At 62.0% G+C, this 12,660-nt stretch carries 10 protein-coding genes and 2 pseudogenes; 5 read left to right on the top strand and 7 right to left on the bottom strand.

The features are described 5' to 3' along the window. Positions 1-503 (top strand): hypothetical protein (locus AC04SI_RS02870; RefSeq protein WP_488473886.1); only part of this gene is annotated, 503 nt, incomplete at its 5' end. Positions 504-866: 363 nt separating this feature from the next. Here AC04SI_RS02870 and AC04SI_RS02865 read toward each other — a convergent pair. The 4 genes and pseudogenes from AC04SI_RS02865 to AC04SI_RS02850 all read right to left on the bottom strand — a co-directional run bounded on the left by AC04SI_RS02865 (position 867) and on the right by AC04SI_RS02850 (position 3,366). Then, positions 867-1,645: pseudogene (locus AC04SI_RS02865) on the bottom strand (helix-turn-helix domain-containing protein). A 258-nt stretch (positions 1,646-1,903) separates the two neighbouring features. Continuing rightward, the gene (locus AC04SI_RS02860) at positions 1,904-2,104 is read right to left on the bottom strand and encodes a helix-turn-helix transcriptional regulator (RefSeq protein ID WP_488473885.1); all 201 of its coding nucleotides are present in this window, start codon (positions 2,102-2,104) and stop codon (positions 1,904-1,906) included. A gap of 130 nt (positions 2,105-2,234) precedes the next feature. Beyond that, on the bottom strand, positions 2,235-2,789 hold the full coding sequence (locus tag AC04SI_RS02855; protein ID WP_488473884.1) for a tyrosine-type recombinase/integrase: 555 nt from the start codon (positions 2,787-2,789) through the stop codon (positions 2,235-2,237). After that, positions 2,728-3,366 carry an Arm DNA-binding domain-containing protein gene (locus AC04SI_RS02850; RefSeq protein WP_488473883.1) on the bottom strand — a complete coding sequence of 213 codons (639 nt, stop codon included), beginning with the start codon at positions 3,364-3,366 and terminating at the stop codon, positions 2,728-2,730. Before AC04SI_RS02850 ends, AC04SI_RS02855 begins: the two co-directional genes overlap by 62 nt. 99 nt (positions 3,367-3,465) lie before the next feature. On the opposite strand from AC04SI_RS02850, the gene AC04SI_RS02845 reads away from it, so the two are divergent. The 4 genes from AC04SI_RS02845 to AC04SI_RS02830 all read left to right on the top strand — a co-directional run bounded on the left by AC04SI_RS02845 (position 3,466) and on the right by AC04SI_RS02830 (position 8,525). After that, positions 3,466-4,416, top strand: coding sequence for an alpha/beta hydrolase family protein (locus AC04SI_RS02845; RefSeq protein ID WP_488473882.1), 951 nt, complete (start codon positions 3,466-3,468; stop codon positions 4,414-4,416). Beyond that, the gene (locus AC04SI_RS02840; protein WP_488473881.1) at positions 4,391-4,663 is read left to right on the top strand and encodes a hypothetical protein; all 273 of its coding nucleotides are present in this window, start codon (positions 4,391-4,393) and stop codon (positions 4,661-4,663) included. Before AC04SI_RS02845 ends, AC04SI_RS02840 begins: the two co-directional genes overlap by 26 nt. A gap of 813 nt (positions 4,664-5,476) precedes the next feature. After that, positions 5,477-6,937, top strand: coding sequence for a hypothetical protein (locus tag AC04SI_RS02835; protein WP_488473880.1), 1,461 nt, complete (start codon positions 5,477-5,479; stop codon positions 6,935-6,937). A gap of 1,147 nt (positions 6,938-8,084) precedes the next feature. Beyond that, entirely contained in the window at positions 8,085-8,525 is a 441-nt protein-coding gene (locus tag AC04SI_RS02830) for a hypothetical protein (RefSeq protein ID WP_404280162.1), read from the top strand. 156 nt (positions 8,526-8,681) lie between these two features. Here AC04SI_RS02830 and AC04SI_RS02825 read toward each other — a convergent pair. From AC04SI_RS02825 to AC04SI_RS02815, 3 genes and pseudogenes are all read right to left on the bottom strand, one after another. Continuing rightward, positions 8,682-9,569, bottom strand: a pseudogene (locus AC04SI_RS02825) (alpha/beta hydrolase). A 25-nt stretch (positions 9,570-9,594) separates the two neighbouring features. Then, positions 9,595-11,634, bottom strand: a complete 2,040-nt coding sequence (gene fhuB / locus AC04SI_RS02820) for a Fe(3+)-hydroxamate ABC transporter permease FhuB (protein ID WP_404280158.1) — start codon at positions 11,632-11,634, stop codon at positions 9,595-9,597. Beyond that, positions 11,627-12,496, bottom strand: coding sequence for an ABC transporter substrate-binding protein (locus AC04SI_RS02815; RefSeq protein WP_404280265.1), 870 nt, complete (start codon positions 12,494-12,496; stop codon positions 11,627-11,629). Before AC04SI_RS02815 ends, fhuB begins: the two co-directional genes overlap by 8 nt. Between the last annotated feature and the right edge of the window lie 164 nt (positions 12,497-12,660).

The raw sequence follows: 12,660 nt of genomic DNA, 5'->3' as shown, positions 1-12,660 counted from the left end.
TATCACCCCAGCGACGACGCCGTTCAGCACCAAGAATCTCGACACGCATCGCAAACCTCGCACAAGACACGTCGCAAACGACGTCGTTAAACACGTGTCATAGGCCATCACGACGATATCAGGCAGGCGGTGACAATCGGGCGGTTACGGCGATTAGCATTCGGCAGGAGGATGATCGGCCCGAGATCATCGACGTAGGTTCTTATTCCTTTGGCCAAATGGCCAATCGTGTTGGGGATGCCGATCCATTCGACTTGATAGAATTCGAGCTACTGCAATGGCTTGATGCCAGCCTCTGGCCAACGGAGGGCGCCGTCGATCCATCGACAGTTCGCGAGGGCTATTGGTGGGCGCTTGACCCGGCAGAGAACGCATATCAGATCGTCTTGGTGGGCAAAGATAGAGCAGTTCGAACCTTCAATGGCGATTTCGATAGCTGTCTGGACGAGTTCGAATTTCTGATGCCTCTGAATCTCATCCCTACGGCTCGCTCCGATCACTAGGGCCTGTCGCCGTCACGTTGGCTGCTTGCGCGTCACCCCGAACCCTGGTCATGTCGCCGCCTGATCCGTTGCGCGATACGCTCCACGGCCAACCTTGACGAGTAGGCGCTCGTTACACATCCGAATGAGATAGCAACGAGCTGAACGGTGCGCGGACAGACGCAATTCTCCCGATGCGGCTATCTGAACCCCTTGATATCAGCGCCTCAACTCGGTTGAAGCAAAACGAGATCTAATCGTATAAACTCACCGCGAATGGTCCGTTAGCAGACGATTTCAACAACAGCGCTGTATTGGCGGTAGCCCTCTAGCGCTGCCATGATCAACCATGTACGGCCCGGAGACATAGGTAACAGCTTGTACCTAAGACATGGGTGACAACCTCGTGCCGAACGGGTTGTCGATGGTCTGCAAGGTCCTCTGTTCCAAGTCGATATATCCGAGATCATAGCACATGAAGGAGACGAGCCAAATGCCGTCGTCGACTTCCTTGATGCCGAGTTTCTGGCCGGCGAGCACGTGGCTGACGTTGATTTTCTTCCTGTTCATGCAGATGCGGCCGCAATTGGTGACGAGGATGTCGCGGTCGTGGAAGGGGTAGCTGAGATCGGGGCAACCCCTCATAGGCTCTTGAAGAAGGGGCGTAGCGTTCGGCCGGGCCTGAAGAGCCGCACCAAAGCCGCGATGACTGGCGCTTCCTTCGTCGAATCAAGAGCTTCGCAGGCAAGCAGGTAGCGCGAGGCCTGGTCGGTGACGGTCAAAGGGTAACAGTAGCGGCCAGTACCCAGCTTGAACTCGCCCTTGAAGTCGGCGCACCACAGATCGTTGGGCGACAACGCCTGCGACAGTTCGGTGCCCTCGGCCCTGCAACGCCGCCGCTGGCGGGCGCGGGCGACCAGGCCGTGGGCCGCCACGATCATGCGCTCGATCAGGTCCGGCAACTGGTTGGCGTAGCGCACCGGCCGCCGCTAGCGGTCCGTCAGCGCCTCCAGGCCCTCCTCCCTATAGCGGTTGAAGATCTTGTAGCCGGTCTTTCGTGAGATGCCGAAAGACCGGCACACATCGCTCATCGCCTCGCCGTCAAGAAGACGGCCGACAAAGCGAACACGCTCGTCCATCACCGAACACTCCATCCACGGCATCAACACCTCCGCAAAGCGAAAAGTGTTACCTATGTGTCCGGTACGTTCTGTTACCTATGTCTCGGGCCGCTCACCACACCAATCTCATGAGCCGATGCTTCCTGTCCCCCCCGAAATGGGCGGCCACCGGTCCCTGTGTCGTCGTGTCATCGTCGAGCACACTTCGATGGCATTTTCGTCCACTAGAGGGTGCGACTGATACGCGAGGTCTTAACTCTAAAAAAGCCCCTGGTCGTTTGGACCAGGGGCTGCTCCCGATTATTCGTCAGGAGTGTCGGCGAGTGATCTGCTGTCAATGCGTACCTGAAGCCAGGCTCGTACTTCATCGAGGATCCAGCACACCCGGCACTGGCCGAGAGTTACCCTTAAGGGGAACTGGTTGGCCTGTTCAAGGCGGCCGATATGCTGTCTGGAATACGGAACGATGGTCTTCAGTTCTTTCCAGCTTATGCACCTCATCGCGGTGGCTCCTGTTTGGGGAGCATCGCGATGCCCAATGGACGACAATCCAATTGGCGTTAGGAAAGTATCATTCCAGAAGAAGCTTGGCGAGTGCACTTGGGAGCGGGGCGCAAATGGTGGAGCTATGTTACGCCCTCGGAAGGCTGGTGAGGTACGCCTCATACTTCGTCACGGCGCCGCGCATTTCGGGAAGATACTCATAGACGTTGTAAACCTGGGCGATGTCCGACTGTGATTGCTTGGACACGTGGTTCAAAAGTTTTCCTACGACGAGCTGCGGAACTTTGAGCGGCGCCATGTGGGTGCTGAGCGACCGCCTCAAGTCATGGAGGGCATACGGTCGGACTCCATCAAGCCCTTCGTCGAACATAAGTTTGGCTTTGCCCCATCCATTGAACGTCGTAGTGGGTTTGCCCCTAACGTGATCGCGTGATGCCGGAAACACATAGCGCGCATTGCCGACGAGCGGGATGCTTTCCAAGACAGCTGCGACTACATCTCCGTATGGAAAGACGTGCTCTTTGTGGTTCTTGGTGATGCTGTCGGGAAGGGTGATCGTTCGGTTGGTCCGGTCGATCCATTCCCATTCCAGCGCGACGATCTCCCCCTCCTCTGTCCTGTCAGCAAGCAGAGGACGACAATCGGACCGTACGGATAGGAGGGTTACAAGGCTCCGAGCCAATACTTTGCCCAGCTCCTCGTGTGATGCGCTTTTTTTCCGATGGTGGGACTTGCAGTCCCTCACATGGGCTATGCGCGAGATACTCCTCGCGAACGGCCCAATTGAAAAAGACCTTGATGGCGACAAGCGCATGGCGCCTCTCGGAGGGAACGCGGTCGAGTTTGGCGAGACGTTTCTTGATGTCCTGCTTGGCGATATCGCCGAGCTTGGTATTCCCAAACGCGAAATGTCCTATCAGGCGCGAGTAGTCGCGGTGCGTCCGCGCGCGGTTCTTGCTCTTGACCTCGGCGAGGAACTCCTTCTTTGTCTCGTTGTACGAGACGGTTTTGGGGCGGTTCTTTCCAAGCGTCCTTTCGGCCAACAACCGCTTCGCTTCGGTTCTGACCTCAGAGAGGCTGATGATCGGGAAGCGGCCGATTGTTATGCGCTCCCGCGTGGGACCGCAGACGATCACGAAGGTTTCCGGTCCGCCTTGCGAGACTCGTACGCCGAATCCGGGCAGCGTTTCGTCAGAGTAAGTCTTCTGACCTGTGTCCGGTGCCTGAAGCGCCCGCACAACAATGTCGGTGAGGCGCATTTCTTTGGCTCCTTAGGCTCTCCCTAGGCTCAGGAATGAGGCGTGTAGGGTTGGTTTTCGATGTGCTCCTATGTTGTTCGCTAACCAAGGGAAATGGACATGAAAGTTGTATTCAACGACGACCATTTCGCATTCGAGCTAGTCCGCAATCTTGGCTTTATGTACTATGGGGGATCTGATCTCGGCGAGATTGTAGCAACTGGCAGCAAGATTAAAGAGGGGAACTTCGAGAATTGGTATGATGAATGGCATAAGCGCGCAGAACGCACCTTGTCTCGTGCTGATACATGTCTGTCCAAGGACCATCTGGTCAGCGCCCGAGAAGCGTACCTAGGGGCATCGACCTACTTTCGTATGGCAGAATTCTACCTGCACGGAAACCCTGATGACCCACGCATCGTCTCGGAATCTCGGGCCTCCCAAAAGGCCTACAGCAAAGCTGCCGAACTAATCGGCCCGACCTGGGAACGTGTTGAGATTCCTTACGAGAACACCACACTTCCTGGATACTTCTACAAAGTTGGCGACAGTGGCGAACCAAGGCCTACGATTATCTTCCATGGCGGATATGACTCAAGCCTTGAAGAGCTGTTTTACTACGGAGGCGCTCCAGCAGTAAGGCGTGGCTACAATTGCCTGACGTTTGACGGACCTGGACAAGGCGCGCCGATGCGCGAGCAAAAGCTTCCCTTCCGCTACGACTGGGAAAAAGTCGTTACGCCAGCAGTCGATTATGCGCTCACCCGGCCTGAAGTAGACGGGAAAAACCTTGTCTTGATTGGCATGAGCCTTGGTGGATATTTCGCTGCCCGTGCTGCGGCGTTCGAACATCGTTTCCGTGCACATGTCTTTTTTGACGGGGTCTATGATTTCCATGAAAGCTTCCACAATCTGCTCCCCGCAGATACAATCAAGGCTTTTGAAGCCGGCGATGCCGATGGCTGTCAAAATAATCGTAGAAGCCGCGATGGTGAACAGCACACCCTTACGCTGGGCAATCACCCAAGGCACCTGGTCACCGGGCGTGAAAACGGTCGCCGAACTCATTGAAGCGTCCAAGGCCTACACAATTCGTGATGTTGTGAAACAGATCAAGTCTCCGTGCCTAGTGTTGGAAGCGGCGGCAGACATCTTCTTCGCTGGGCAGCCAAAGCGGGTCTACGATGAGCTTAATTCTCCAAAAACATTCGTTGAATTCACTGCGGAAGACGGTGCTGAAAATCACTGCCAGTCGGGCGCCCTGTCGTTCAAGGATCAAGTCGTGTTTGACTGGATTGACGAGACCCTGAAGTCATAAGGTTACTTGGTACGGGCGGGCAGAATAGCTGGCAAAGCTCCCGGCCAGTATGTTCAGGAAACGAACCTATCCACAGAAATATTTTGTTGGTATTTCTGTTGGTAGACGCTGCCACTGGAAGACCGCAAGTATCTGAAAAAACGTCCACATTTCATCTTCTTGGATTCCGCCTCTGGGCACCATTTTTTCCCTCAAGAAAATCAACGATTTTGGCAATCAGGTGCGGTGTACCCATACCTGTTTCCATGTTGCAAACCGCAGTGTGGCGGCTCGGAAGAGGCATTAGCTGCGATCGAACGCGCCCTCGTAGTTCATCGCGGAGGAATGGTGGCGGCGCTGGCGACCTGGCTGCGTCGTCTGTGATCGGCTTCTTCGGGTCACAGACGCAATCAGCAACTCCAAGGATCCGGAATGTATTGGATCGCGGAGCCTGGTGAGGATGCCGTGCGACGCTTTTGACGTGCTCGCCGCAGCGCATGTCCTCGAAAATCGTCGGAGCTGAGGATTTGACGTCGTACAGGGAACTCATCGAAGCCCGTGATAGTTGATACTTTAGGAGACCCTGTGCGGGCAGTTTGGGAATCACTACCCCTTATTCGGTACTTACTGCCCCTACATGCCTTTGATAGCTTGAATGACATGCCTGAGGGTTGCCTGGCGCGGTAGCGCGGGGCGCTTGAGTTTGCGTCAGCCCTGACGCCACAGGCAAGCGTTTCACCAGTGCGGTCGACCCATGGAGGATCCGCAATGGATCACGGGCGGAGATCCAACTGGGCTTCCACGCCCCTTGGCCACTCTCCTGACGGAGCACACTTGATAGCTGCGTTGTTTCATGACGAGCGCAAGCAGTCCGCCCCGCTGCCCTTCATTCCGATTTGCCTGGTGCTGTTTGGATTTGCAGCAATCGCACTCGTTCCGTCAGAAACGAAACCTCCCGTCACAGTCTCGCAGCCGAATGGCGCCCAGATGGATTTTGCTGCCGCGGAACAGAAGCGAGCCCTCGAGCGATCCTGGGTCGACGCGTTGAGGCGTGGTCTGAGCGCCGCTCGCATGGAACTCGAGGCAGCTCGCGCCCAGGCGCTTGCCTCGCAGGTCCTGGCAAAGGAGGAGCGCGACCTGGCTGAACGCGAACGCGCAGCAAATGAACAGAGTTTCCTCACGCAACAGGATATCGATGCAATCAAGACCAGCAGCGCGCATGGGGAAGATCTGCCCCGTGAACTGGCGGCGGCCCGCCAGGAACTTGCTGCCGAGGGCGTCGCGGCACGCAAAACCGCTGAGGCGTCTCTAGCCGGGACGAGGCAGGCGCTTGAAGAGGAGCGCCGGAAGGTCGGGCTCCTGGAGCGAGATATCGCGCAGGCCCGTCAGTCCATGGAAGCGCTGGAGGCAAGCGCGAAGCTGGCAGCGACAACGCAAGCCGGCGCCATCCAGGGCCGGCAGCTTGCCGAAGCGGCGCGCAATACCGCGGAAGTGTCTCTGGCCGGGACGAGGCGGGCGCTTGAAGAGGAGCGCCGGAAGGTCGAGCTCCTGGAGCGAGATATCGCGGAGGCCCGTCAGTCCTTCGAAGTGCTGGAGGCAAGCGCGAAGCTGGCAGCGACGACGCAGGCCCGCGCTATCCAGGGCCGGCAGCTTGCCGAAGCCGCGCGCAATACCGCGGAAGTGTCTCTGGCCGGGACGAGGCGGGCGCTTGAAGAGGAGCGCCGGAAGGTCGGGCTCCTGGAGCGTGATATCGCCAAGGCCCGTCAATCCATCGAAGCTCTGGAGGCAAGCGCGAAGCTGGCAGCAACAACGCAGGCCAGCGCCATCCGGGGCCGGCAGCTTGCCGACGCTGCTGCAAGGCAAGCTGGCGAGGCGCTCGCACGGGAACGCGAAAGAGCAAGCTCGCTTGCGAGCGATCTTGAAACCGCTCGGCAGGAACGCGACGCGGCAAAGAAGGAATTGACCCGGATATCGACGGCGTTCAAGGAGGCGTGGGAGCAGGAGCGCGAAAAGGCCATTGGCCTGGCCCGCGACCTCGCTTCGGCACGCAAGGACGTCGACGCCCTTAAGCGCTCGGCTGAGCGTCGCACCTCGCAGGTCGAAAACGCAGCAAAGGCACGCCCCATCGATCGCGCAAGCGCGCGCGCGTCTCAGCGCAGATCGTCGCCAAACTCGGGGCAGCAGGAAGTCGGCAGCGCGGAAGTGCGCAAGTCGCGAGCCGCTCGCCTGATGACGATCGTGCTGCCAGACGCGCTGCTTCCCACGCGGCCGCCGGCTGAGGGATTGCGCCAATGACAGCCCGGGAACGGAGGATTGCGATGAGCAAGTATCTCGCGGCCGCTTTCTCGATTGCGATCGCGATCGAGCCTGCGACTGCCCTTGAGGCGGGAGTTGGCACCCGGGCCGGCAATGTCGGGGTTGGCGCCAGTGTGGGCGTCGGCCAGAACGGGGCGTCAGTCGGTGTTGGCGCGGACGTCGGTAGCGTAGGAGGAGCAGACGCCGGAGCTTCGGTCGGAACTGGCAACGGCTCGGTCGGCGCAAGCGTTGGAGCCAGCGGCCAACTCGGCGGCGCGAGCGTTGGAACGAGCGGCCAAGTTAGTGGGGAAGACGCCTCGTCGGATAGTAGCTCAGCAAGCACCCCTCCAGGCGATACCCCCGGTGCTCCCGCCGCTGCGGCGGCCGCGGCCGCAGGCGCACCAAAATCCATCGTCCTGCCACGCATCCTCTGGCCTAGGAGCGGTCGCTCATCGGCCGTGACGACAATTGAAGCGATACCGGGCACGCCGGGTGCAATGGTTCGCGCCTGCCGTGAGGCGATTGAGTTGGCCGCTATTCCGTTTGGTGTCGTGAATGTACGTGCGATGAGCGCAGGCTCCCTACGCCGTCTGAGCCGAGGCGCAGTCTCGGCCCCGATTGCAGTTCGCATACATTATGCAAGGCAAGGGGGCGCCGAGATCCGGCAGGCGCGAATCAGATGCCACCTCGACGCTGCAGGCAGAGTGATCAGCCTGACATAGATGTTCGGCCTTGGATTTGCTCACCCGATGGATAGGTCTGCGCGAACCCAAGCGCCAGGTTGGCGGATACGTTCACCCTCAGCACGGCCAAGGTAAGCCACTCTGCGCCTGGACTGGCGCCATCGGATGGAGAAGCTACGCGACCGGCTACCGTTGACCCAACGGTTTCCTGCGCCGAGGCCGGGATGGCGTCGAGGCGCTCGGCCATGGCTCGCGCGAATTTGTCGATGCGGTCAGCTTCTTCTGCTCCTGGCGCTTTTCTCGTCCGCGGCGCCGATCTGAAACAGCGCCAGCCTTTCGGTCGCGTATTCGCCGGCCTCACCCGCCGAAATCACTTTGCTCGCATCGGCCGATTGGCGGATTTGATTTGCTTGGTGATCCCCGATCCCTAGGGCAAACTGCCTGGCGGGGCTGCAGGAGGAGAAATGAGAGCACGCGCAGCTACGGTCGGCGATCTCGAGAGTGTTTTCCGCGGTCTGTCCAAGCGGATATCGGACGAGTATGTGGCGGCCGGCAAGGACAGCAAGGCCGCCTACGACAATCTGATGATGAATTTGAAGGAAGGCCGTGCCCATGCCCTTGTCGAGGGCGAAAAGACGGTGGCGATCATCGCCTGGAACGAGCATAGCGACGCCGCCGATACGCTGTTTGCCGCGCAGGAGGGTTTCTTCAGCGCCGCCACCATCCGCTTCTGCAAGCGGCACATTCGCCATATCCAGGCGCTTGCCGGCAACCTCCCCATTCGCTCGCGCAGCTGGCTGCAGAGAGCCGACGTCGCCAAATGGTTCCGGATCATCGGCTATGTCCAACGCGGCCAGGAGAATGGCGCTACTTTGTTCGAACTGCCACCGGCTCGCGGCGGCTAGCAATCACAGCGCGTTGCAAACGTTGCTAGCCTAGCGGGCCTTGGTCGGGCCGCTGGAATAGTTCAACAATTGATTGAAACTTTGAACTGCTCCAGCTCTTTGTTTTTTACGCAATTCCGGACGGAAAAACCGCTACGCACTTTTCCCGGAATTGCTCTAGCGGCCATCTCCCCGTTGCACCGCAAACGCCGTCTGCACCGCGCGGTTGACGGCGACCGGCAGGATCGACATGTGGTTTTCGCCGGCGTGCAATTCGAAGCTGGCGCGCAAGCTCGGGATGGCGTCGAGGCGCTCCGCCATCATCCGCGCGGATTCGTCGGTGCGTGTCAGCTTCTTCTGCTCCAGGCGCTTTTGCTCGTCGGCGGCGCCGATCTGGAACGGCGCCAGTTTTTCGGTCTCGTATTCGCCGGCCGACAGGATCATTTGCGCGCTCAGCCCGTCCGGCACCGCGGTCTCGAATGTTTCGAGAAACCGGTCGATGGCGCGGTCTTCCCAATAGATGGCCGGGCTCGCCGCAATCCAGGTGCTGAAGGCACGCGGGCGGGTGAACAGCGCATAGAGCGCGAACAGGCCACCGAAGGAGTGTCCGTAGAGCGCCTACCGGCCAGCGTCGATCCTGGCGCGGCTGGCCACGAACGGCTTCAGCTCATCCTCGATGAAGGCGAGGAATTTTTCGGCGCCGCCGGTCCGCACCTCGGGGCCGCCTTCGTGGAAAGGCGGATAGGTCTTGCCGGGCGGCGGGCCAAGATCCCAGGAGCGCCTGAGCGGGTCATAGGCGCCGGCGACGGGATAGCCGATGGCGACTATGACTCCGTCTTCGACGTTGGTGCCCGAGGGGTAGCCCGATTGCACGCGCATGGCATCGACGGCGGTGCCGATGACGGCGTTGCCGTCGGTCATGTAGAGGACCGGCCAGCCGGCCTCGGGGGCTTCACCGGGCGGCACATGCAGGAAGATCCGCCAGGGCTCGCCGCCCGTGGTGGGAACGAAATCGTGGACCGTGGTGTCGGCGATCAAGGCTGGCGTCGCGATCGACTGGAACATGGAGATCTCCCGAGGAACAAAAGAGTCAGCGGCGGCGCAGCAGCCACATCAGCACCGGGCCGCCGATCAGCGTGGCGACGAGGCCGGCCGGGATCTGGCGCGGGAAGATGGCGGTGCGGCCGATCCAGTCGGCGGCAACCATGATCAGCGCGCCTGCCAGCACCGCGCCCAGGGCCTGCGGCAGCGCGCGCGCCAGCCCTAGGCGGCGGGCGAGATGCGGCGCCATCAGGCCGATGAAGGTCAGCGGACCGACGATCAGGGTCGAGGCGGCGGTGAGTGCGGCGACCATCAGCAGCACCGCGAGCCGCGTCTTGCGCAGGTCAATGCCAAGGCTTTGTACGGCAGGCGCGCCGAGCGGCAGCATGTCCAGCCAGCGGATGAAGGCAGGCGCGAGCAGGAACAGGCAAAGCGCGATGGCCGAAGTCAGCAGCGCCGAACCCACATCGACACCATAGGTCGAGCCGGTCAGCCAGTTGAGCAGCAGCATGGCGCGCGGATCGCCGGTGGCGGTCAGCACCAGGATCAGCGCGTCGAACAGCGCCGTCAGCGCGACGCCGGCGAGTAGCAGCCGCTCGGGCGCATAGGCGGCGCGGCGGCCAAGCGTCAGCGTGACCAGCAGGGCGGCGAAGGCGCCGGCGATGGCGGCGGCTGTCTGGACAGGGCGGCCGGGATCGGAAGCTAAGAACAGCGCCAGCACCATGCCGAGCGCGGCGCCGGCGCTGATGCCGAGCACTTCGGGGCTGGCCATCGGATTGCCGGTCAGGCGCTGCATCATCATCCCGGCCAGCGCCAGCATGGCGCCGGCGGCGAGCGCCGCCGTGACGCGTGGCCAGCGCCATGACAGCAAGGGCTCAAGCTGATCGCCGACAGCAAAACTCCAGCCATGCGGCCCCGGCCCCAGCAGCAAGGCAAGCCCGACCAGCACAACCAAGGACAGGCCGAGCGCCGCCAGCACCAGGCCGGGCCGGCGGCTTCGAGGCAGATGCTCGGCGGTCAGCGCCGGGGCTTCCGAGGCCAGTGCAAGGCGTGGCAGCAGCCACAGCAGAAGGGGCGCGCCGAGAAGTGCCGTGATGGCGCCGGTCGGCAACAGGTCGCCCTGCGGCCCGGTCGCCAATTGCACCGCCTGGTCGGCAGCCCAGAGCAGAACCGCGCCGACGAGCGGTGCCATGAGCAGCCGCTGCCCGAGGCGACGGGCGCCGCCGATGCGGGCGAGCGTGGCGGCGGCCAGGCCGACGAAGCCGATGACGCCGACGGCGGCAACGACGAAAGCAATGAGCGCCACCGCCGCGCCGAGCCCGGCGACACGGTAGACGCCGAGCGGCAGGCCAAGGCTGCGGGCGCCTTCGTCTTCAAGGCCGAGCAAGGTCAGCGGACGGACCATCAGGCCGATGGCGACGGCGGCGGCGCCGAGGCGCGGCAGCAGCCAGAGCGTCGTCGTCCAGTCCTGCTGGCCGAGCGAGCCGGCACCCCAGATGAACAGGCTGGCCAGCCATTCATGCCGCAACACGATGAGGGCAGCGCCGATGGCGCCGGCATAAAGGCTGACGACCAGGCCGGCGAGCACGACGGAGAGCGGCGACAGGCGCTTGTGCCAGGACAGAGCGACAACCGCGGCAATCGCGACGAATGCGCCGGCCAGCGCCACCCATTCGCGGCCGAAGGCGAGCAAGGACGGCGCGGCAAGCGTCGCCAACGCCAGCGCCAGATGGGCGCCGGCTGAGACGCCGACCGTTTCCGGCGAGGCTAAAGGGTTGCGCAGCACCTGCTGCAGAACGGTTCCAGCGAGCCCAAGTGCTGCGCCACAGAGCAGGCTGATGGCCAGCCGCGGCAGGAAGGCATAGTGGACGAGCACCAGCCGAATGTTCGCGACATCAGGCGTGCCGAGCGCGTCGAGCCAGAGCGCCGCCGGTAACTGCGCGGCAAGATTGGAGAGCGTGGCAGTGGAGGCGGCGGCCGAGAGCACCACGCAAAGCAGGATGGCGCCGACTGGCTGGCCGGCGGATAGGCGGCGCGGCCATGTCCCACTGGCGCGCCTGCCACCCTGGGCGACAGTGTCGTCAGCCATGCGCGGCATCTCCGGTCATCGCCTTGGCCAGTTCGTGCGCGAAGCGGGCTGCGGACGGCAGCGCGCCGAACATTAGCACGGCGGGCAGGCGCATGATCGAGCGGTTGCGCACGAAGGGCATGGCGTTCCAGACCGGGCTTTCGGTCAGCGTACCGCCGGCGCCCTCGGGCAGGGGCTCCATGTAGGCCAGCCGCGCGTCACTTGCGGTGGCGAGGCCGTCCAGGCCGAGCGTGGCAAAGCCCCAATAGTTGGTGTCGCCCGTCCAGGCGTTGCGGATGCCGATGCGGTCGAACACATCCTGGAACAGGCTCTGCCGGCCATAGACACGCACATTGCGCGGATCCAAAAAGTTGACGATGTAGAGCGGCCGCGCCGACAATGGCGCCAGCTGCTGCCGGATTTCCGAGAACCCAGCCTCCGTCGCGGCAATCAGCGCCTCGCCTTCTTCCTCCTTGCCGACAAGCCGCGCCAGTTGCCGCGTCGCCTCGACGGCAAGCTGATAGGGCCGGCCCTCCTCGGTGTAAATGCCGATGGTCGTCACCGGCGCGACGCGCTCAAGCAGCGGCTTGATGCCGTCCAGATAGGGGATGGCCAGGATGACATCCGGGCGCAATTGCTGCAGGAATTCGAGGTTGGGCTCAAGCAGCGTGCCGACATCGGCGATCTCCGGCGGCAGCGGCGGCTCGACCACCCATTTCTCCCAGACTTCGCGGTCGGCAATGGCTACCGGCCGGACGCCGAGCATCAGCAAGGTCTCGGTCAACCCGGCGTCGAGGCAGACGATGCGCAGGGGGCGCGGCGCGGCGGAAAGCGAGCCCGCGAAGGGCAGCAGGAAAAGCCCAAGCGCGCCTCGCCGGGTCATGCTGCCGCGCCTGGCCGCCCGCCTGTCATTCTCCGGCACGATCCTGGTCTCCCTCTGCGCCGCGATCTTACATACCCGGCTTGCAGCCGTCGGTGCCAAGCTGACTATGAAACCTGACTTTCATAGTCAACATTCAAGATGACCAAACCGGCCAACAATCTTCG

Source organism: Mesorhizobium sp. CNPSo 4689, assembly GCF_057784325.1.
The sequence above is the reverse complement of the archived record's forward strand: the minus strand, read 5'-3'. Positions and strand labels throughout refer to the sequence as shown.

What these genes read in the sequence shown, in the direction of transcription:
- AC04SI_RS02815 (WP_404280265.1), bottom strand. Translation starts at nt 12,496, where the DNA reads ATGACCCGGCGAGGCGCGCTTGGGCTTTTCCTGCTGCCCTTCGCGGGC.
- fhuB (WP_404280158.1), bottom strand. Translation starts at nt 11,634, where the DNA reads ATGGCTGACGACACTGTCGCCCAGGGTGGCAGGCGCGCCAGTGGGACA.
- AC04SI_RS02850 (WP_488473883.1), bottom strand. Translation starts at nt 3,366, where the DNA reads ATGCGCCTCACCGACATTGTTGTGCGGGCGCTTCAGGCACCGGACACA.
- AC04SI_RS02845 (WP_488473882.1), top strand. Translation starts at nt 3,466, where the DNA reads ATGAAAGTTGTATTCAACGACGACCATTTCGCATTCGAGCTAGTCCGC.
- AC04SI_RS02830 (WP_404280162.1), top strand. Translation starts at nt 8,085, where the DNA reads ATGAGAGCACGCGCAGCTACGGTCGGCGATCTCGAGAGTGTTTTCCGC.
- AC04SI_RS02860 (WP_488473885.1), bottom strand. Translation starts at nt 2,104, where the DNA reads ATGAGGTGCATAAGCTGGAAAGAACTGAAGACCATCGTTCCGTATTCC.